This window comes from Xanthomonas citri pv. citri, from assembly GCF_000961215.1.
In the GTDB taxonomy this organism is placed as follows: domain Bacteria; phylum Pseudomonadota; class Gammaproteobacteria; order Xanthomonadales; family Xanthomonadaceae; genus Xanthomonas; species Xanthomonas cissicola.
Window position 1 is genome coordinate 1,921,568 of sequence record NZ_CP008998.1, and the last position, 19,516, is coordinate 1,941,083.

Here is a 19,516-nt window from a genome sequence, read left to right on the forward strand (position 1 = left end):
TGCGATGACGTGCGTGCCCTGCAACTGCATGGCACGGCACGGCACGGCACGATGCGTAGCGCTTGATTGCATGATGCGATGACGCGGATTGTTTGCGCCAAGTGCCGCGTCTATCGCGTGAACCGGCTGCTTGGCAGTTTGCACGCGCTGTGCAATTGCACTGCATTGCAGCCATCGCCAATCAGACCGCATCACGCGGGGTTGCCACTGTTCAGCGCGTCCCACGCGCAGATTGCCGTGCGCTGGCCATCGATTCGGCCACCGCGATCTTGTCTGCCACCGCTTTCTGCATCGGCGATCCGGTTTCCAGCAAACCGTGCAGATGCCGCCAGTGCGCCGTGGCCGCGGCGAAGTCCTGCTGTTGAAAATCGCTGATGCCCAACAACCAGAGTCCACGCTGGTTGTCCGGCTCGCGTGCGATCACCTGCTGCAGGCGTGCGCGCGATGCGGCGTCGATGGCGAAATCGTCGTGCGTGGCCATATCCGCCGCGACCCAGCCCACAATGGCGGCGCTGATATCGGGAGCGATTCTGAGCACTTGTGCATATGCCTCGCGCGCCTCGGCGGGGCGGTCGTTCTGCTCGAACGTCTTGGCCTGCTGCATGAAGCGATCCAACGCCAGCTCCTGCGCGTCGGCGATGGCGTTTGCCGCTCGCGCCTGCCCTGCAACTGCGGATGGTGGCAGCGGGGCCACGTGTGCTGGCTGCGCTGCATCCACATGCGTGACGATCGCCTCCGGCGCGCCCACCAGCCGGTACAACCCGGCCGTGGCCAGCGGCAGGCCCAGCGCCAGCAGGATTGCCAAGCGGTCACGCGCATGACCGCTGCCGGTGGGGCGGCGCAGCAATGGTGCCAGCAACAGCAGCAAGGCCAGCGCCACCAGCACGGCGCTTGCGACATAAAAACCTGCCATCACCATTCTTCCTCCGCGTGCGGCGCCACCGGCGTGCCGGCGCGCGCACGTTTGCGCACGGTGTGGATGACCACGCCCGCACCAGCAAGCAACATCAGCGCCGGCCCGAACCACAGCAGCCAGGTGCCGCGTTTGACTGGCGGGTCGTAGAGCACGAAATCCGAATAGCGATCGACCATGTACTGCTTGATCTGCGCATCGCTCCTGCCGGCCTGCAGTTGCGCGAACACCTGATGACGCAAATCGCGCGCCAGGCTGGCGTTGGAATCGGCCAGGTTTTCGTTCTGGCAGACCAGGCAACGCAGTTGCGCCGTCAAGCGCTGGTAGCGCGCTTCATCGCTGCGGTTCTTGAACGGCAGCGGGTCCACGGCCTGCGCCGCCAGCGAGGGCGCCAGCAGCACGCCAAGCAGCAACACCAGCAGCAGGCGCACACGGCGGCCTTGCGTGCGCCACTGCCAGCGCCAATGCCACAGGCGTGTGTAGCGCGCCGACGCCATCACGGCGCGGCCTTGGGAAGCGATGCGATGGCCGGCAGCAGCTCGTCGTTGATCGCATCGGGGGTCAGCACGCCGATGTGTTTGTAGCGGATCACGCCCTGCGCATCGATCAGGAACGTCTCCGGTGCGCCGTAGACGCCGAAGTCGATGGCGGTCTGGCCGGCTTCATCGGCGATCACCACTGCATACGGGTTGCCGAGTCGCGCGAGCCAGGCGGTGGCATCGGCCGGAACATCCTTGTAGTTGTAGCCGATCAGCGGCACGCCGAGCCGGCTGGCCTGGGCCATCAACACCGGATGCTCATGCACGCATTCGGCGCACCAGCTGCCGAACACATTCAGCACGTAGGGGTTGCCCAGCAATTGATCGCGGCTCACGCGCTGTTCGGGCTGATCCAGCCGCGGCAACGAAAACGCTGGTGCCGGCTTGCCGATCAACGGCGAGGGCACATCACGCGGACTGTGCTGCATCGTCCGCAGGATGCCGACGCCGAACAGCGCCGCCAGCAACACGAAGCCCAGCAAGGGCAGCAAACGATTCACGGGCGCGATTCCTGTGCGATGACGCGCGCTGGTTGCGCCGGAGAGGCGACCGAGGTGTGTGCAGTCGCCGGCGCACGCAAGCGGCGTGCGCAGGCGCTGACGAAGCCGCCCAGCATCATCAGCAGGCCACCGGCCCAGATCCAGCGAATGAAGGGTTTGTAGTAAAGGCGCAGCGTCCAGTCGTGTTCGATGTGCTCATCGTCCAGTGGCTCGCCCAGCGCCACATACAGGTCGCGGGCGATGCCGGGATCGATCGCCGATTCGGTCTGGATCCGCTCGCTGCTGTACAGGCGTTTTTGCGGATGCAGTTGCGCGACCACCTGGCCGTCGCGGCTGACCTGCACGCTGCCTTGTTCGGCCTTCCAGTTCGGCCCATCCACCAGCTGCACGCCATCGAAGCGGAAGTTGTAGCCGGCGATCTGCGCGCTCTGGCCGGGCGACAGCCGCACATCGCGTTCCACCGACAGGCTTTCGGAGACCAGCACGCCGGCAACGAACGCCGCCACGCCCGCATGCGCGATCAGCATGCCGGCCATTTCCGCCGGAAAGCGCCGCCCGCGCGGCATGTCGCGCCAGCGTTTGACCACGTACAGCGCGGTGCCCGCGGCCACCCATGCGGCCACACCCATGCCGGCCATCGCCTTGGCCTGGCCATCGGCAAACACACTGCCGACCAGGGCGCAGGCGATCGCGGCAATGCCGGCACGCGTGCCGAGCGCTTTCAACGGTGCGGCTTCGGCCTTGCCCCAGCGCAGGTACGGGCCGAACGGCAGCAACAGCACCACCGGCAACATCAACAACGGAAACAGCAGGCCGAAATAGGGCGGCCCCACCGACACCTTGCCCAGCGCAAACGCGTCGGCGATCAGCGGAAACAAGGTGCCCAGCAAGACCATGGCCGCGGCCACGGTGAGCAGCAGGTTGCCGATGAGAATGCCGGTTTCGCGCGAGGCAGCGGCAAACGGTTTGCCGCTGGCGATCTTGGGCGCACGCAGTGCATACAACAGCAACGAGCCGCCGACGACGGCAACCAGAAAAATGAGGATGTACAGGCCGCGGCGCGGATCGGCCGCAAACGCGTGCACCGAGGTCAGCACGCCCGAGCGCACCAGGAAGGTGCCCAGCAACGACAGCGAAAACGCCAGGATCGACAGCAGGATGGTCCACGCGCGCAGGCTGCCGCGTTTTTCGGTGACCGCCTGGGAGTGGATCAACGCGGTGCCGACCAGCCATGGCATGAAACTGGCGTTTTCCACCGGGTCCCAGAACCACCAGCCGCCCCAGCCCAGTTCCGCATAGGCCCACCAGCTGCCGGCGACGATGCCGGCGGTGAGGCAGGCCCAGGCCACATTGGTCCACGGCCGAGCCCAGCGTACCCAGGCCTGTTCGAGGTCGCCGCCGATCAATGCCGCCACTGCGAATGCGAATGCCACCGAAAACCCGACATAGCCGGTGTACAGCACTGGCGGGTGGAAGGTCATGCCCGGGTCCTGCAACACCGGATTGAGTTCGTTGCCATCCAGCGGAATCGGCGACAGCCGCCCGAACGGATTGGACGTCAGCAGTATGAAGGCCAGAAAGCCCAGCGAGATCAGCCCCAAGACCGCCAGCACGCGGGCGGCGAAGCGCTGCGGCAGGTGCCGGCTGAAGGCGGCCAGCAGCACCGTCCAGGTGGCCAGGATGGCGATCCACAACAACAGCGAGCCTTCGTGGGCGCCCCACACCGCCGCAACGCGGTAGTACCAGGGCAGGGCGATGTTGGCGTTGGCGGCGACGTAGGCCACCGAAAAATCCAGCGACAACAACGACCAGGCGAGCAGGCCGAACGCCATCCACACGAACACCGCCTGGCCCACTGCTGCAGGCCGCGCGATCCCCATCAACGCGGTGTTGCCGCGCCACGCACCGATCAAGGGCAGTACGCCCTGGGCGAGCGATAACAGCAGTGCCAGGATCAGTGCGATCTGGCCGAGTTCAGGCGTCATGGGCGGATCGCAAGGTGAAACGGAAAGAGGACGTCATCGACGTGCGTGGCAATGACCGCAAGCGCATCAACGCGGCGCGGTCAGCGGTGCGACGGTGGCGGGAACTGGCTTGCCAAGGTGGCCCTGCGCCATCGCATCCTTCAGCTCTTTCGGCATGTAGGTCTCGTCGTGCTTGGCCAGCACTTCGTTGGCGACAAAGCGCCCGCCCTGCATGCGCCCGTTGGCGATGACCGACTGGTTATCGCGAAACAGGTCCGGAAGAATGCCGGTGTACTCCACCTGGGTCGCTGCGTTTTTATCGATGACGATGAAGCTGACCTTCAGCGAATCACCGGCACGCTGGATCGAGCCGGCCTTGACCATGCCGCCGAGCCGGAATTGCTGGTAGCCGGCGGCTTCCCCCGCGCGGACCTGGCTTGGGGTGAACAGGTAGCTCATGTTCCGCTGCAAGGCGAACACGATGAGCGTGACGGCCAGCGCGGCGGCGGCCAGTACGCCGATCACCAGCCACAGACGTTGTTTGCGCGTGGCGTTCATGGCGCTTCGCGGTCCAGTGCCGGTGCCGGTTGATCGCGTACACGCCACGGTGCCTGCCGCTGCAACTGGCCGCGCAGTTCGCGCGGCAGCCGGCGGCGGCGCAGCCAGGGCGCTGCAAGATCGGCCAGCAGCGCCAGCACGAACAATGCGTAGGCGGTCCACACGTACTGGCCGTAGCCGCCCATCGCCAGAAAGGTGCTCATGCGGTGCGCTCGGTCAATACGATGCGGCGGACCCAGTCCTTGCCGCTTTCCAGTGCCAGCAATTCCACACGCACGCGGCCGAACAGGCTCGCAACGTAATAGCACTTGGTGGCCAGCATCATGGTCAGCAGCGGCCACAGCATGTCTGCGCTCATCTTGGAGGGGCCGAGCAGGCGCACGGTGGACCCCTGGTGCAGCGTGTTCCACCACACCACCGAGTAATGCACGATGGGCAGATTCACCAGGCCCACCAGTGCGAGCAAGCCGGCGGCGCGCATCGCCTGGCGGCGGTCTTCCACGGCGTGATACAGGCCCAGCACGCCCAGGTACAAGAACAGCAGCAGCAACTCGGAGGTGAGCCGCGCATCCCAGGTCCACCAGGTGCCCCACATCGGCTTGCCCCACAGTGCGCCGGTGCACAGGGTGATGAAGGTAAACGCCGCACCGATCGGCGCCGAGGCCATGGCGACCACTTCGGCCAGCTTGATTCGCCACACCAGCGCAATGAACGCCGAAACGCCCATTGCCGCATAGATGAAAAGACTCATCCAGGCACTGGGCACGTGGATGAAGATGATGCGGTAGGCATCGTGCTGCTGGTAATCCGGCGGTGCCAGGACCAGGCCGCCGTAGGCTGCGACCGCGCCGAGCAGCGCGGCCAGCCCCAGCGCCCACGGGCGCACGCTGCCGGCGACACGATAGAAGGTCGGCGGCGAGCTGAGTTGATGCAGCCACAAGGGAATCCACTTGGCCATGCCGGTGCCGTCAGTTGGAGTGTTTGGCGGGAGGCGCCAGCGCCTGCACTGCGGCGCCTGCGTTGACCTGCAACTGCCCGTCGGAGACCTTGCTGGTGCGCTGCATGAGCTCGCGCAACGCCTTGGCATCCATCGATGGTTGCAGCGACAACAGCAGCGCGGCCATGCCGCTGACATGTGCGGTGGCCATCGACGAGCCGGAGGTGAAATCGTAGCGGCCGTTCGGTTGCGTGGTCAGGATGTCCTTGCCGGGTGCGCTGAGCACGCCGGGCATGGCCGGTGTTGCGCTGCTGCTGCGCACGACCAGCACGCCGGGTACGTCATTGGGAAAGCCATCCAGACGCCCGTTCGGTGGCATTGCCGCCACCACGATGCGGCCCTGTTGCACCAGCTGCTGCAGCATCTTGCTCAACAGCGGATCGGCGGGGCCACCCAGGCTCAGGTTGATCACGCGCGCGGAGCTGTTGTCGATCGCCGCCAGCGCCTTGGCCAGGGTGAAGGTATTGCACCGTGCGGTGGCGCCGACCGTGGGCGCGTACCAGCACGCCTTGTAGATACTCAGCATGGCCTTGGGTGCCATGCCGACGATGCCCTGGTGATTGTTGCTGCCGGCGGCAATGATGCCGGCCACTTCGGTACCGTGCGAATCGGTGCTGGTCTTCACCGGTTTGTCGTCGACCAGATCGTGCACGTCGCGGATGCGCGCCTTCAGATCGGGGTGGTCGGTGTCCACGCCGGTATCGACGACCGCGATCACCACGCCGCGGCCCTCGGTCACGGTCTGTGCGCTGGCGGCATCGGTGTCGATGAAGCCGCGTTGCATGTCCACGTACGGGTCGTTGTAGCTGGACAGCGAGGTCGTCTTTTCCGACGCATCGGTGGAGAACACCGAAAAATCCTGCACTGGCTGCACCAGCTCCACGCCTTCGTCGTCGGCCAGTGCACTGACCAGTTCATCGCGCGACACGCCCGGCGGCGGTTGCAGCACAGCGCAATACAGGCCCAGCGAGGTGATTGGCCAGGCCGAGACTTCGTGCAGTTTGTAGCGCTGCTTGATGCTGTCCATGCGCGCGGCAGCCTTCTGGCCGGCGCCGTAATAGCTGGATGCGTAGCCGATCAGGCTGGAGCCGGCGCGGGCCGGTGGCGCGGCGAGCGGGTTGGCCACCGCCAGCAGGATGTCGCGGCTGCTGTCGGGCGTTTGCGCATCGGCCAGTGGCGGGGCGGTGCCGGCAACATCCGTCGCCGGCTCCTGCAGGGCTGCGGCAGCGTGCGCGTTGGAGGGCGCGCCCAGGCCGGTGAACGCGGCGATCAGGCCAATGGCGAACAGGCGATTCATGGGGCCGAGACGATCTCCGCCAGCCGGATGCCTGGGGTGGCGCGTAGTTGCTGCACGGTCTGCTGCGGTTGGGCCGGGGGCTGCGGGGCGGCAGGCACCACGGTGTAGGCGCCCATTTCGTTGGGGCCGCCGACCACCTGCAACTGCTGCGCATGCAGCAGCCGGTCCCAGTCGGCCACGGTCATCCTTGCGTCCGGCACCACGCGGATGGCGCCCTGCGGCACCGGCAGGGCCGCCACGCTGCTGAGCGTGCGGTAGTCGTGCGATGGCGCAGGCGAGGCCAGCTTGACGCCCATCACGCCCAGCCCGATGGCCTGGACCAGCGCGGCGGCGGCCAGGGCGCGTACCGTCCAACTGCCGGAGCGGCGTGCGGCAGGCGCGCGCGCAGACGCGCTGTGCTGCTCCGGTGCATCCAGGCGGCCGAGCAGGCGTTGCAGACCGGCGCTCGGGTCCAGCTTCACTGTCGACGGCAGCGCCAAGGCCTGGCGCAGGCGGTTCTGCTGGGCGAATTCGGCGCTGCACGAGGCGCACTTGGCCACGTGCGCGATCAGCCAGGTGTTTTCTTCCTCGGTGGCACTGTCCAGCAGCACCGCCGGCATCAATTCCCAGGCGTGCGAGCATTCCTTGCCAGGCGCGATGAAAAACGTCTTCATTGCATGGTCTCCGTGTAAGGGGCGCCGCCGGCCAGGCCGGGCAGCACATTGCGTAATTTGACCCGGGCGTGGAACAGCCGGGCTTTGATGGTGCCGACCGGGCACTGCATGATGTCGGCCACTTCTTCGAGCTTGTGGCCGACGCCGTAGACCAGTTCGACCACCAGGCGCTGGTCCGGCGACAACCGTTCCATGCCCTTGTCCAGCCAGTCGCGCAGTTCGCGGTCGTCGTTGTCGTCGGCGCTGGGGGCGTGGTCTTCCACCAGGGCAGTGTCGTCGATGGCTTCGCCGTCATGCTGGCGCAGGCATTTGAGTCCGCAGCGGTAGGCGATGCCCATGATCCAGGTGGACACCTGCGAGTCGCCGCGGAAGTCGCCGGCCTTTTGCCAGGCGATCCAGAAGCAATCGTTGATGGCCTCTTCGATAATGTCCGGGCGGCGGGTCAGCCGCGACAGGAAGCGGCACAGCCGGCCGTGATAGCTGTGGTACATGCTGGCCAGCGCGTCGCGATCGCCCCCGGCCATGCGGCGCAACAGCATGCGATCGGTGGCATCGCCCAGGGTGTCGGTATCATTCATCGGTGCAGGCATGGCGGGTCACCCACGTCAGTGCGCGCTGGCAGGCAAAAGGTTGCGTGTGGATCAGAAGGTTCTGGCGACCGTGCCCAGCCACGGCATGTCGCCGGGGCCGCCCTGCATGCGCGGGGTATTGCCGCTGGTGAGGATGCGCTCGGCTTTCAGTGTCCATCCGGCGCGGTTCCACTTCAGGCCCACCTGGCCGTACTGATAGCGGCTGGAGCGCGCTGCACCGTAGGCCATGGCTGGAAAGCGCGACGAGCCGGCACCGAGCGACAGGCTGACATCGTTGCGCAGCGGGACGTTGGCGGTGATATCGAACGCCACGTTCCACGGCGACCGGTCGGCCCGCGGGAAATTGAAGGTGGACAGCGAAAACGTCAGCAGGTCGCGGTAGGACCAGGCCAGGCTGGCTTCCTGGCGGTCGAAGGTGCGCGTGGCGCGGTCGGTCGGGTAGGCGTAGTAGAGCAGGCTGGCCTGCATCTGCCAGCGGTCGTCCAGCATCCAGGCACGTCCGAGCTGTGCGGTGACCGCGACCGGATCACTCCAGGCGGGGGACTGCAGCGCCACCGAGGTGGAAACCGACCAGCCGGGGGCGGGCAGCCAGTAGCCGGCGGCCTGCACGGTGACCTTGTTGGGGGCGATCGAGATGCCGCGGTCGATCAGGCTGGAGGTCAGCGCCACGGCACCACCGAAGTCCTTGGCCGGGGCGCTGCCGCAGGCGCCGGCTGCCAGCGTGAGCAGCAGCCACTGCAGCAGCGTGCGGTGCCGGTATGGTTGGCGACGCACCCGCGGTTGGCATGGTTGCTGGGCGGACACGGGCGGTCGCGCTTCGCAAAGCTGGCGACGTGCGGCACTGTCCGACAGTGCGCCCACGTAGAAGCCCGCGTGGGCGCAATGCCGTCGCGGTCGGGAGGGGAGCGGCTTGGAAGCTGGAACGGTGGGCAATGGCGTGGGGCGGTGTGTCAGACAGGGACGCGATGGTGCCCCAGGTCGGCGGACGAGACCACCGCAGCGACGGCGATTGCGTCCGGATACGCGAAGGCACCGCGTCGGGCAACGCGAATCCATCCTGGCCGGCCGGTGGCGGCCGCCTGCAATACCTGGCTGTGCAGGCGGCCGCCACCGGCAGGTGCCACGGCTGGGCGCATTGGCAACCGACGCAGCCACGCCACCGGCAGAGCAAGCGATGCAGGTGGTGCCCGCAGGACAGACGACCGGGACCGCGGGCATGCACGCGCGGTGCGATTGGCGCGCCATCCGTCCGCCCCCTCGGGCGACGACGCGCCATGCCGCGTAGGCCGCGCCTATTTCAAGGTGTTGAGGTAGGCGATCAGCGCGTCGAGCTCCTTGGGGTCGTCCAGGCCGTCGTATTTCATCTTGGTGCCCGGCAGCGCCTTGGACGAGGATTGCGATAGATAGGTCTTGAGCTGGGCCGGGGTCCAGGTCCACTTGCTGTTCTTGAGCGCGTCGGAATAACCGCCGAAGTCGGCGACGGTACCGGCAGGGCGTCCTGCCACGCCGAACAGCGATGGGCCCTTCTTGTTCTTGCCCGGTTTGACGCTGTGGCATTCACCGCATTCGGTGAGGAAGACGTTGGCGCCGTCGGCAGCGTATGCCGAGGGCACAGGCAGTGCGCCTGCCAGCATCAGCCCGGCCAATGGGGCGCACAACACGGAGAGTTTGCGTGGTGAGTTCATGTGGATCCGTACAGGTGCGGGAGGGGTCAGAAGGCCAGGTTGACCGACAGGGTGAAGCTGTCGAGATCGCGCGGATTGGTGATCGGCGGGCCACGGAAGACGTTGGAGGTACTGCCGTTGAACTTGTCGAAACGGAACCAGCCGGCGGACACGCGCAGATTGGCCATCGAGGTATAGGTGCCGTCCTTGCCGAACGGGGTCCAGTACAGCAGGATCAGATTGCTGGTGGTGTCCGGGATACCCACCGGCGAATAGCGCGCCGCATCGAACGAGCCGCTGTTGATCATGTGCGCGGCCAGCACGCCGTAGGTCTGCTTGAAGGCGTAGTTCATGCTGAGGGTCTGATCGCGCACGCTGCCCCGGTCCAGCGCCGGCAGGGTGGGATCGGTCGGCATCAGCGGGCTGCCGTATTTGCGACGCTCGTAGATGTTGACGTAGGCCAGCGACAGCACGTGCTCGCGGGTGCCGAGGAATTGGTAGGTCAGGTCGTAGCCGAAATCGGTGAGGTCGTCGCTGGGCCCGGTGCGCAGCGGCTGGCGGCGCGTAGTGAGCGCGGTCAGGCCCACCGAGAAGAACTGGCGCTTCATGTCCTTCATGTAGGCAAGACGCGCATAGCTGGTATCGCTGAGCTTGCCCGGGTCGCCGTTGACCGGCCAGCCGAGGCGGTCCTGCGCAGACGGCGACAGCGCGCTGTAGCTGCCCACTTCGCCGTACCAATTGCGGTCGTACAGGCCGTAGACGCTGGCGCCGACGACGCGGTTGGACAGCGCCGAGGAGCTGAGCATGGTGGAGGCACCGCCATTGGAGGCAGGGGTGAGCGTGGAGGCGTTCGGCAACACATGCACCGGGTCGGAAATGCCCGGGTTGTTGTTGACGCTGACACCGATCATGGTGTCCTTGCCCGCTATCTGGAACGGCTTGCCGACAAAGCGCAGATCGACGTCGTCCAGGCGCGTATCGAAGGTCGCATTGCCGCTGTTGTTGGAGCGGATCTTCGAATAGCCACCGATGTTGTCGTTAAGGCGGCCGCCCAGATACAGATCGGCTTCGCGCAGGCGCGAGGTGCTGTCGCCGCGGCTGGGGTTGTTGCGCGACCAGGTGAGCTGGCCGGACACCGGGATCTTGGTGCCTTCGCCATCGGTATCGGTAAAACCGCCGAGCTTGAAGCGCATGCCGTAGGGCGTGAGCGAGGGGCCATAGGAACCGACATGGCAATCGGCGCAGGACGAGCCGGTCTGGCGCGCGAACGAGGGAATCGCCTGCGCCTGCGTGCTGGCCAGTAGCAACAAGGGGCCGGACACGCACAACAAGGACGTCAGGCAGGCAGTACGCGTGGCGGTGCAACGCGGGGCGGGCTGGAAAGCGGGCATGGAAAGTCCTTGTTCGACGGTGCGGGATGCAGTGGTGCGGGAATCGGCGAGAAAACGAATGACAGACGGCGGGGGGCGGCGGCTCATGCGCGCTTGCCCGGTAAGACGCGACGCAGCAGACCGTCGCGCAACACCAGGTGATGCCAAAGCGCGGCGCCGATATGCAGTAGCACCAGCGCCAGCAGCGCCCAGGCCGCATTCAAGTGCCAGGTGCCGAGGGTGTCGCCGAGGTCGCCGTCCGGCGCGACCAGCGCGGGCAAGGGGATGCCGAAGAAATACACCTGCTTGCCGTAGGCGCTGCTCAGCGACCAGCCCAGCAATGGCAGCGCAAGCATCAGGCCGTACATCGCCACATGCGTGGCGCCAGCGGCCAGGCGCATCGGCAGCGATGCGGGCGGACCGGGCGGCAATCTGCGCAAACGCAGGCGTAACCCGATGCGTAACGCAAACAGCACCAGCACCAGCAAGCCAAAGTGGCGGTGGCCTTCCAGCAGCCACTGACGCAGTGCGCGGCCATCCAGTTCGGCGCGCAGCAGGATCAGCGTGGCGGCCATGGTCAGGCACAGCACGGTGAGCCAGTGCAGCACGCGCATCGCTTTGGGCAAGGGCGGTACCTGCGCGGCTGCGGGCGCCCGTTCTGCCGGGGGCAGCGTGTCTGTGCCGTTGACGGGAGCGCTGGCGGGCGCCGGGGGGGAGGAACGCATCTGATCTGTCTTCCGGTGGTGGTCGTTGGTTCCGGCTGCGCGCTGCGCGGCCAGGCCTGGCTCCCCACGCCGGCCCAACGGCGGCCAGGCGAACGTGCACCGATGGGTGCGGCGATGTCGGAAAAAGGTTGCGTCGTTGCGGCACCTGGTTCGCACGTGCTGCACATCGAAGCGCTGCGACACGATCGGTTGCGCTTGCGCGCACGGCGCTTCGCAGGGTCGCGGGCGCGCGCAACCTTTCGCGCAACCCGGCGCACTCAGGCATGTCGCACTACGTGCAGTCGGCGGTTACGCCTTTCCGATCATGGCTATCGAACGCATCCAGTTGCATACCCACGGTGACGATCGCGGCCTGCTCATCTCATTGGAGCAGCAGCGCAATGTTCCGTTCGAGATCCGCCGCGTGTATTACTTGTTCGGCACGCGCCACGACGTGCATCGTGGCCAGCACGCGCACCGCCAGCTCAATCAATTTGCAGTGGCCTTGCACGGCTCGGTGACGATTCTGCTCGACGAAGGCAACGGCAATGGCCCCAGCGAAGTGGTGCTGGACGACCCATCGCAAGGCCTGCTGCTCGGCCGCATGGTGTGGCGCGACCTGTACCGCTTCAGTGCCGACTGCGTGCTGATGGTGCTGGCCGACCAGCCTTACGACCCTGGCGATTACATCCTGGACTACGACCAGTTCGTGAGCGAAGTGCGCAATGGCACTGCGCTGCAAGCCCGCAGGCTGGAAGCATGAGCGTACCGAGGCAACTGGTGATCGTCGGCGCGGGCGAGTTCGCGCAGATCGCCTGCGAGTACTTTCAGCACGACAGCCACTTCACGGTGGCGGCCTTCAGTGTGGAGCGCGCTTTTCTGCTGCAGCCCACAGTGGCCGGGTTGCCGGTGGTGGCGTACGAAGAACTCGAGCAATGCTATCCGCCGCAACACTACGCGGTGTTCGTGGCGATTCCGGCAACGCAACTCAATCGCCTGCGCACCCGTTTCTTCCAGGATGTGGTGCGGCGCGGCTATCGCTGTGCGACGTATGTGAGCTCACGCGCGTTCGTCTGGCATAACGCGCAGATCGGCGCCAACTGCTTCATCTTCGAGGGCAACGTCGTCCAGCCGTTCACCCGCATCGGCGACAACTGCGTATTGTGGAGCGGCAACCATCTCGGCCACCGCACGGTGGTGCAGGATCATGTGTTCATCGCCTCGCATGCGGTGATTTCCGGCTATTGCGAGATCGGGCAGGGCAGCTTCATCGGCGTCAACGCCACGCTCAGCGACAAGGTGCGGATCGCCGCGGACAACGTCATCGGTGCCGGCGCGCTGGTGACGCGACATACCGAAGCCGAGCGTGTGTACGTGGGCTCGCCGGCACGCGCGGTGGCGGGCAGATCCAGCTTCGATGTGGAGCTTTGAGCGGTGTTCGCCTGGAACAAACGCGGACTGGTGTTCGACGTCGCGCGCCATGGGGTGGGCGGCTGGATGCACCATGCCGCGCTGACGCCAACACCGCATCGCCTGTCTGCTCAGGTGCTGCGGGTGTACGCCGGCTTTCGCGATGCGCAGGGCGTGAGCCGGATCGGCTACGTGGATGTGCGCGCCGATGCGCCAACGCAGATCGTCGGCGTCAGCAAGCAGCCGGTGCTCGACATTGGCCGTGACGGTTGTTTCGACGACAACGGCATGATCCTGGGCGATGTGGTGGCCGGGCCGGACGGGCTATACCTGTTCTATGTCGGCTTCCAGCGCGTGGCCAAGGCCAAGTTCCTCGCCTTCACCGGCCTGGCGGTCTCCCACGATGGTGGCGAGCGCTTCCAGCGTCGGCAGGAAACGCCGCTGCTGGATCGCGCACCGGGGCGCAGCACGATTGCGGCGGTGCATTCGGCACGCTACGAACAGGGCCGCTGGCGGCTCTGGTACGCAGTGGGCGACGACTGGGAAACGATCGGCGGCCAGCCGTATCCGCGTTACCACATCCGCTACGCCCAGACCGACGACCTGCATTGCATCCCCACCGACGATGCTGTGTGCCTGCTTCCACGCGGCGACGAGTACCGCATCGGGCGTCCGCGCGTGTACCGGCTCGGCGAGCGCTATGTGATGTATTTCACCCGTGGCGACCTCCAGGGCGGCTACTTTCCCGGCATCGCCTTCAGTGGCGATGGGGTGCACTGGGAACGCGACGACCGTCAGTTGGGGCTTGCGTTATCCGATGACGGCTGGGATGCGCAAGTGCTGTGCTACCCCGCCTTGATCCAGCACGGCGAGCGTGTGTTGATGTTCTACAACGGCAACGCGATGGGGCAGGCGGGCTTCGGCCTGGCAGAGGCGGCGTTGCCGGTTGCGTTACAGGGCTGCCATGTTTTCGGTTAGGTCCTACGTGCCGGCCGATGCGCCTGCGTGGGATGCCCTGGTGGTGGCGTCGCGCAATGGCAATCTGCTGCATCGGCGTGACTATATGGACTATCACGCCGAGCGCTTCGTGGATGCGTCCCTACTTGTCCAACGTGGGGACGCGGTGGTGGCGGTGTTCCCGGCGAATGTGCAGGGCAATTGCGTCAGCAGCCACGCCGGGCTCACCTATGCCGGGCTGCTGTCGTCGATGGCACTGCGTGCCGGCGCCGCCTTGCAGGTGTTCGAGCAGATTGCCGCGCACTACCGCGCGCTTGGCGTGCGCGAGATCATCTACAAGCCGGTGCCGCATATCTTTCATGCGTACCCGGCCGAAGAAGAGCTGTACGCACTGCATCGGCTTGGCGCGAAGCTCTGCCGGCGCGATTTGTCGTCGGTGATTGCGCTACGCGAGCCGCCTGCATTCAGCACCGAGCGGCGGCGGTCCATTGCCAAGGCGCGCAAGGCCGGGGTACAGATCCGGCGCGGGACCGAGCTCGATGGATTTCATGCGCTGCTGACCCAGGTCCTGCAGCGGCATGGCGTGGCACCGACGCATCGGCTGGATGAGCTTGAACTGCTGCAACGCCGGTTTGCGCAGCAGATCGTATTGCATGAGGCGCGCGCTGATGGGCAATTGGTCGCCGCCGCGTTGGTCTTCGACTTTGGCCGCTGCGTGCATACCCAATACCTGGCGGTCTCCGAGCAGGGCCGCCAGTTGGACGCGTTGAGCCTGCTGCTGGCCGACCTCATCACCGATGTCTATGCGCAGCGCGAATATTTCAGTTTCGGTATCTCCACCGAACAGGGCGGGCAGGTACTCAACGAAGGCCTGGTGGAACAAAAGGAACGCTTCGGCGCGCGCGCCGTGGTACAGGATGTCTATCGATGGTTGATGTAATGGATGTGCCTTTCCTGGATTTGCGTGCAGTCAATGCACGCTATGCGGATGAGCTCAAAACCGCAGCGGCACGTGTGATCGATGCCGGCTGGTATGTGCTCGGTCAAGAGCTGGCCGCATTCGAAGAAGAATTCGCCAGTTATTGCGGCACCACGCATGCAGTCGGCGTGGGCAACGGGCTGGATGCGTTGGGGTTGATCCTGCGCGGCTACCGTGAGCTGGGGGTGTTGCGCGAAGGCGACGAAATCATCGTGCCGGCCAACACCTTCATCGCGACATTTCTGGCGATCAGCCAGAACCATCTGGTGCTGGTGCCGGTCGAGCCGGACCCGGTCACTTTCAACATCGACCCGGCAAGGGTGGAAAAGTCGATCGGGCCACGCACACGCGCCATCATGGCAGTGCACCTGTATGGGCAATTGGCCGAGATGCAGGCCCTGCAGACCCTGGCCCATCGCTACGGCCTGCTGCTGATCGAGGATGCCGCGCAAGCGCACGGGGCAAGCGCACGGGGGCAGCGTGCCGGTGCCTTCGGCGATGCGGCGGCCTTCAGTTTCTTCCCGACCAAGAATCTGGGCGCATTGGGCGATGGCGGCGCAGTCACGACGTCGGATGCGCGTCTGGCCGAGCGCATTCGCGCGCTGCGTAACTACGGCTCGGAAGTGAAGTATCACCATCTCTGCCAGGGGGTGAACTCGCGTCTGGATGAAATGCAGGCTGCTTTCCTGCGCGTCAAGCTGGGCTATCTGGAGGACGAGATCGCGCTGCGGCGTGCAGTGGCACGGCGATATCTGCACGGTATCTGCAACCCGCTGATCGTGCTGCCCGCGCCGGTGGCCGAGCAACAGCACGTCTGGCATCTGTTCGTGGTACGCAGCCTGCAGCGCGATGCCTTGCAGGCACATCTGTTGCGGCAGGGCATCCACACGCAGATTCATTACCCGGTGCCGCCGCACCGGCAGCCGGCATACGCCACTTTGGGCGAGGCCTGCCTGCCGCTGAGCGAACAGCTGCATCGGGAAGTCCTGAGCCTGCCGATGGGGCCGGCGCTGGACGATGCAGCAGTTGCGCATGTGATCGCGGCCTGTCAATCGTTCGGCAGCAACATATGAATCTCATGCGCAGCAGCGCCTACACCGGCGTTGCGACGCTGGCCAAGCTGCTGGCGGCATTGGTGGTGATCAAGCTGGTCGCCGTCTATGCTGGGCCGCAGGGTGTGGGCCGGCTTGGCCAGTTCCTCAACCTGATGTCGGTGCTGGCGGTATTGGCCGGTGGCGGCATCAGTACCGGCATCGTCAAGTATGTGGCGCAGTACCGCGACGATGCCCCCGCATTGGCGCGCCTGCTGAGTGCGGCGCTGTGGTACGCATTCTGCGCGGCCTGCGTGATCGCACTGCTGGCGATGGCGTTCAGTGGAGCGATTGCCGAGCGCCTGTTGGGCGATGCGAGCTACCGTCCGCTGATCTGCGTGTTGGCGATCGCGCAGCTGGGAATCGCACTGCTCAATTTCATATTGGCGCTGATCAACGGCTTCATGGATGTGCGACGGCTCGTCTTCGTGCAAGTGACAGGCGCCGTGCTGAGCGTTGCCTTGGTGGCGTGGCTCTCCAGCCGGGCGCAATTACATGGAGCGCTGCTGGCGCTGGTCCTGGGGCAGGTGCTGTGGCTGCTGGCTGCGGTCCCGGCGCTGCGGCGTAGCCCCTATTTTCAGCCTGCAATGTGGCGGATGCGCTTTGACGCGCAGATGACCCGTCGGCTGGCGGCATTTTCGCTGATGACGCTTACCTCGACACTGATGCCGCAGCTGGTGACCCTTGCGGTGCGCAATCATCTGGCGCTGCGGTTCGGCTGGGAGCAAGTGGGTTACTGGCAGGCGGTAAGCCGGGTTTCCGATGCCTATCTGCTGTTCTTCACCACCGCCATCAACGTGTACTACCTGCCCAAGCTGGCCTCGCTGCAAGGCGCTGCGGCGCTGGGCAGCGAGCTGCGCAGCGCGTATCGCCACGTCATGCCGGCGGTGATCGTGGCGGCGCTGGGCGTCTATGTATGCCGCGATTGGGTGACCTGGCTCCTGTTCGATCCCCAATTTGCCGCTGCGGCGCCCTTGTACGGCCCGCAGCTGCTGGGAGACGTGGTCAAGATCGCGGCGTTCGTGCTGTCGTACGTGATGCTCGCCAAGGCAATGACGCGGCTGTTCGTGATCTCCGAATGCGTGTTCGCAGCGAGCTATCTGGCGCTGGTGTACGTGTTCACCGCGCGGTTCGGGCTGATCGGTGCGATGTATGCCTTCGCCGCCAACTACGTGCTGTATCTGTTGTTCAACATCGTGGTGGTGCGGCGCTATCTGGAGCGGGCGGCATGAACGATCGGGCGTGTGTATCGGCACGTACACGCTGGCCGCTGGTGTCGGTGCTGATTCCGGCGTTCAACCATGCGCGTTTCGTGCAGCGTTGCCTGGATAGCGTCCTGGAAGACCCATATCCATGCAAGGAGATCGTGATCATCGACGATGGCTCCCGTGATGCCACCGGCGAAAAGATCAGCCAGTGGATCAGCGATCATGGACATCGGCTACCGGTGCACTTCGTGCAACGCGAGAATCGGGGAGTGGCCGCCACGCTCAACGAGCTGGCATTGCGTGCGCGGGGAGAGTATCTGCGGCTTGGCGCAAGCGACGACTATCTGTTGCCCGGCGGGCTGGATGCGCAGGTGCGCTATCTGCGCGGACATCCGCAAAAACTTGCGGTGATCGGCGATGCCTGCGTGGTCGATGCGCATGGCCAGTTGATGCATGCCAGCGCCATGCGCGATCTGCACCGGGTCGACAAGGATCTGTATCGCTCCGAATCCGGCATCCGGCATGCGGTGATACGGCAGTGGGCAGTCAGTGGCGCCGTGGCCCTGCTACGGCGCAGCGCCTTGGACGCGCGCAGCCGGTGGGACGAGTCGCTACGAATCGAAGACTGGGACTTCTTCCTGCGCCTGGTTGCGGGCAATGCGCTGGGTTTCATCGATCTGCCGGTATGCGCCTACCGCTTGCATGGCAACAACCTCAGCAAGACCGCAGACGTGCCGGCGCGCATCGCCAACCTGTGCGAGTCGCGGCAAGTGGCATTGCGCTGCGCACCGCTGTTCGATGAGCCCGATCGCATGCTGCTGCATGCGCAGGCGCGTTACATCGCTGCCAAGGTGGAATTTCTGCGGCGCCGGCCGCACCGGATTGCCATGCATCTCGCGGTCTACGCAGGGTTGTCGCTGTCTGCCAGATGGCGTCCGAAACGCGTCGCGCGCGCGGCGGAGCTTGCATGAGCACGCTGTTGCGCCGTCCGGCGACCTATCTGGCATTGCCCATGTTGCTCAGCTGCGCGTTGACGTGGCTGACCTATGCGCTACCCGACGGCTACCTGGAAGGCATCGTGCTGCTGGCGCTTGCGGCAGCGGCCACCTTCGCGCTCGATGCGGTGCTACGCATACAGGTGCCGTCGGTCGAACGCTTTCGCCACTACCGTTACCCCGGTACCCGCGATGCATTTCTGGCGATGGGACTGGCCGCGGCGGTGACGATGTTCTGCATCGCCGATGTGGTGCTGTTTCCGATTCCGTTGTTCAGCGATCCCGCGTCGTACGCTACCTTGAGCCCGCTGCGTGCGCATGTGCGGCACATCTCCAATATGTGCTGGATCCTGCCGCCGATCGCCCTGCTGTGCGTGCGCCATCGTGGGTTGCGTGCGGCGATGGTGATGTTGGGGTTGGTGTTCCCGATCGTGGTGATCGATCGCAACCGCATCTTCGCTGGCCTGTTCTCGTTCGTGCTGGTGATGCTGTTGCGGCGCGACCCGGCACGTCGGTTGCCGTGGAAGACCGTTGGCCTGCTCGTGCTGGCCGGCGGTGGCGTGTTTTCGATCCTTGGCGCGTTGCGCTCCGGTTCCCTGGCCACCGTGGCGTTGCCGTTCAGCGCGTTCTACCGTGCCATGCCGCAGGGCGTGCAATGGTTGCTGCTCTACATCAGTGCCGGGCCGTATAACTTCGGGGCGATGCTGGCCAAGGGCTACGTCAACGCCAGCTTCCTGGTCAATCAACTGGTGCCGTTCACTGGTTCGATTGCCACCGCGGGGACCAGCATTCCGCTGGATGCGCCCAACATCAATGTAGGCACCGAGTTCTTCCCGTTCTTGATGGCGTGGGGCGCTCCCGGTGCCCTGCTTGCGATGTTGGCCTTGTACGCCGGGCTGGTGTGGAGCGTGCGGCGGCTCGATGGTTCGCTGTCGATCTTTCATGTGCTGATCTTCCTGCGCATCGCCTATGCCTGCCTGATGTCGCCCTTCGCGCCACAGGCGTTCACCTGGACCAACTTCGGCTTCGTCGCGCTGTGCCTGGTGCTGCATGCCTGCACGGTGCTGCTGCCCAACCGGCTGTCCCCACATCCGTCTGCCGCGTGAGCGTGCAGCACGCCCCTTATC

At 65.6% G+C, this 19,516-nt stretch carries 22 protein-coding genes; 8 read left to right on the forward strand and 14 right to left on the reverse strand.

Translation table 11 applies throughout. The features are described 5' to 3' along the window. Positions 1–211 precede the first annotated feature (211 nt). The 14 genes from AMD14_RS08980 to AMD14_RS09050 form a co-directional block, all read right to left on the reverse strand. Positions 212–919 carry a tetratricopeptide repeat protein gene (locus AMD14_RS08980; RefSeq protein ID WP_040107606.1) on the reverse strand — a complete coding sequence of 236 codons (708 nt, stop codon included), beginning with the start codon at positions 917–919 and terminating at the stop codon, positions 212–214. After that, a complete protein-coding gene (locus AMD14_RS08985) occupies positions 913–1,410 on the reverse strand; it encodes a cytochrome c-type biogenesis protein (RefSeq protein WP_005914849.1) in 498 nt (165 codons plus the stop codon). The genes AMD14_RS08980 and AMD14_RS08985 overlap by 7 nt, the downstream gene beginning before the upstream one ends. Next, positions 1,410–1,952 carry a DsbE family thiol:disulfide interchange protein gene (locus AMD14_RS08990; RefSeq protein ID WP_005919663.1) on the reverse strand — a complete coding sequence of 181 codons (543 nt, stop codon included), beginning with the start codon at positions 1,950–1,952 and terminating at the stop codon, positions 1,410–1,412. The genes AMD14_RS08985 and AMD14_RS08990 overlap by 1 nt, the downstream gene beginning before the upstream one ends. Beyond that, positions 1,949–3,937, reverse strand: a complete 1,989-nt coding sequence (locus tag AMD14_RS08995) for a heme lyase CcmF/NrfE family subunit (protein ID WP_011051076.1) — start codon at positions 3,935–3,937, stop codon at positions 1,949–1,951. The genes AMD14_RS08990 and AMD14_RS08995 overlap by 4 nt, the downstream gene beginning before the upstream one ends. 66 nt (positions 3,938–4,003) lie before the next feature. Further along, a complete protein-coding gene (gene ccmE, locus AMD14_RS09000; RefSeq protein WP_003481743.1) occupies positions 4,004–4,474 on the reverse strand; it encodes a cytochrome c maturation protein CcmE in 471 nt (156 codons plus the stop codon). Then, the gene (gene ccmD, locus AMD14_RS09005) at positions 4,471–4,677 is read right to left on the reverse strand and encodes a heme exporter protein CcmD (protein WP_003481747.1); all 207 of its coding nucleotides are present in this window, start codon (positions 4,675–4,677) and stop codon (positions 4,471–4,473) included. The genes ccmE and ccmD overlap by 4 nt, the downstream gene beginning before the upstream one ends. After that, positions 4,674–5,432: a heme ABC transporter permease gene (locus tag AMD14_RS09010; protein WP_003481749.1), complete on the reverse strand. Its 759-nt coding sequence runs from the start codon at positions 5,430–5,432 to the stop codon at positions 4,674–4,676. Before AMD14_RS09010 ends, ccmD begins: the two co-directional genes overlap by 4 nt. Before the next feature lie 10 nt (positions 5,433–5,442). Next, positions 5,443–6,768: a S8 family peptidase gene (locus AMD14_RS09015; protein ID WP_005924222.1), complete on the reverse strand. Its 1,326-nt coding sequence runs from the start codon at positions 6,766–6,768 to the stop codon at positions 5,443–5,445. Further along, complete coding sequence (locus tag AMD14_RS09020) at positions 6,765–7,421, reverse strand: zf-HC2 domain-containing protein (protein WP_015463069.1); 657 nt, start codon at positions 7,419–7,421, stop codon at positions 6,765–6,767. Before AMD14_RS09020 ends, AMD14_RS09015 begins: the two co-directional genes overlap by 4 nt. Next, a complete protein-coding gene (locus tag AMD14_RS09025) occupies positions 7,418–8,011 on the reverse strand; it encodes a sigma-70 family RNA polymerase sigma factor (RefSeq protein ID WP_007964109.1) in 594 nt (197 codons plus the stop codon). Before AMD14_RS09025 ends, AMD14_RS09020 begins: the two co-directional genes overlap by 4 nt. Before the next feature lie 51 nt (positions 8,012–8,062). Continuing rightward, positions 8,063–8,785 (reverse strand): TorF family putative porin, encoded by a 723-nt coding sequence (locus tag AMD14_RS09030; protein ID WP_015463070.1) that lies wholly within the window; start codon positions 8,783–8,785, stop codon positions 8,063–8,065. Between the two features lie 518 nt (positions 8,786–9,303). Next, entirely contained in the window at positions 9,304–9,696 is a 393-nt protein-coding gene (locus tag AMD14_RS09040) for a c-type cytochrome (RefSeq protein ID WP_003481759.1), read from the reverse strand. Positions 9,697–9,722: 26 nt separating this feature from the next. Continuing rightward, positions 9,723–11,066 carry a hypothetical protein gene (locus tag AMD14_RS09045; RefSeq protein ID WP_011051080.1) on the reverse strand — a complete coding sequence of 448 codons (1,344 nt, stop codon included), beginning with the start codon at positions 11,064–11,066 and terminating at the stop codon, positions 9,723–9,725. Between the two features lie 83 nt (positions 11,067–11,149). Beyond that, positions 11,150–11,770: a cytochrome b gene (locus AMD14_RS09050; RefSeq protein WP_015472191.1), complete on the reverse strand. Its 621-nt coding sequence runs from the start codon at positions 11,768–11,770 to the stop codon at positions 11,150–11,152. 304 nt (positions 11,771–12,074) lie between these two features. Between AMD14_RS09050 and AMD14_RS09055 the strand changes: the two genes are divergently transcribed. Genes AMD14_RS09055 through AMD14_RS09090 form a run of 8 tightly spaced genes read left to right on the forward strand, consistent with a single transcriptional unit; the run spans position 12,075 to position 19,495 of the window. Then, positions 12,075–12,512, forward strand: coding sequence for a sugar 3,4-ketoisomerase (locus AMD14_RS09055; RefSeq protein ID WP_011051082.1), 438 nt, complete (start codon positions 12,075–12,077; stop codon positions 12,510–12,512). Continuing rightward, a complete protein-coding gene (locus AMD14_RS09060) occupies positions 12,509–13,180 on the forward strand; it encodes an acetyltransferase (RefSeq protein ID WP_011051083.1) in 672 nt (223 codons plus the stop codon). The genes AMD14_RS09055 and AMD14_RS09060 overlap by 4 nt, the downstream gene beginning before the upstream one ends. A 3-nt stretch (positions 13,181–13,183) precedes the next feature. After that, positions 13,184–14,137 carry a glycoside hydrolase family protein gene (locus AMD14_RS09065; protein ID WP_011051084.1) on the forward strand — a complete coding sequence of 318 codons (954 nt, stop codon included), beginning with the start codon at positions 13,184–13,186 and terminating at the stop codon, positions 14,135–14,137. A gap of 7 nt (positions 14,138–14,144) precedes the next feature. Next, positions 14,145–15,056 (forward strand): GNAT family N-acetyltransferase, encoded by a 912-nt coding sequence (locus tag AMD14_RS09070; protein WP_015463073.1) that lies wholly within the window; start codon positions 14,145–14,147, stop codon positions 15,054–15,056. Then, on the forward strand, positions 15,044–16,168 hold the full coding sequence (locus tag AMD14_RS09075; RefSeq protein ID WP_075149994.1) for a DegT/DnrJ/EryC1/StrS family aminotransferase: 1,125 nt from the start codon (positions 15,044–15,046) through the stop codon (positions 16,166–16,168). Before AMD14_RS09070 ends, AMD14_RS09075 begins: the two co-directional genes overlap by 13 nt. Next, on the forward strand, positions 16,165–17,418 hold the full coding sequence (locus AMD14_RS09080; RefSeq protein WP_011051087.1) for an O-antigen translocase: 1,254 nt from the start codon (positions 16,165–16,167) through the stop codon (positions 17,416–17,418). The genes AMD14_RS09075 and AMD14_RS09080 overlap by 4 nt, the downstream gene beginning before the upstream one ends. Then, entirely contained in the window at positions 17,415–18,365 is a 951-nt protein-coding gene (locus AMD14_RS09085) for a glycosyltransferase (RefSeq protein WP_011051088.1), read from the forward strand. Before AMD14_RS09080 ends, AMD14_RS09085 begins: the two co-directional genes overlap by 4 nt. After that, on the forward strand, positions 18,362–19,495 hold the full coding sequence (locus AMD14_RS09090) for a hypothetical protein (RefSeq protein WP_005924253.1): 1,134 nt from the start codon (positions 18,362–18,364) through the stop codon (positions 19,493–19,495). The genes AMD14_RS09085 and AMD14_RS09090 overlap by 4 nt, the downstream gene beginning before the upstream one ends. Positions 19,496–19,516: the final 21 nt, after the last annotated feature.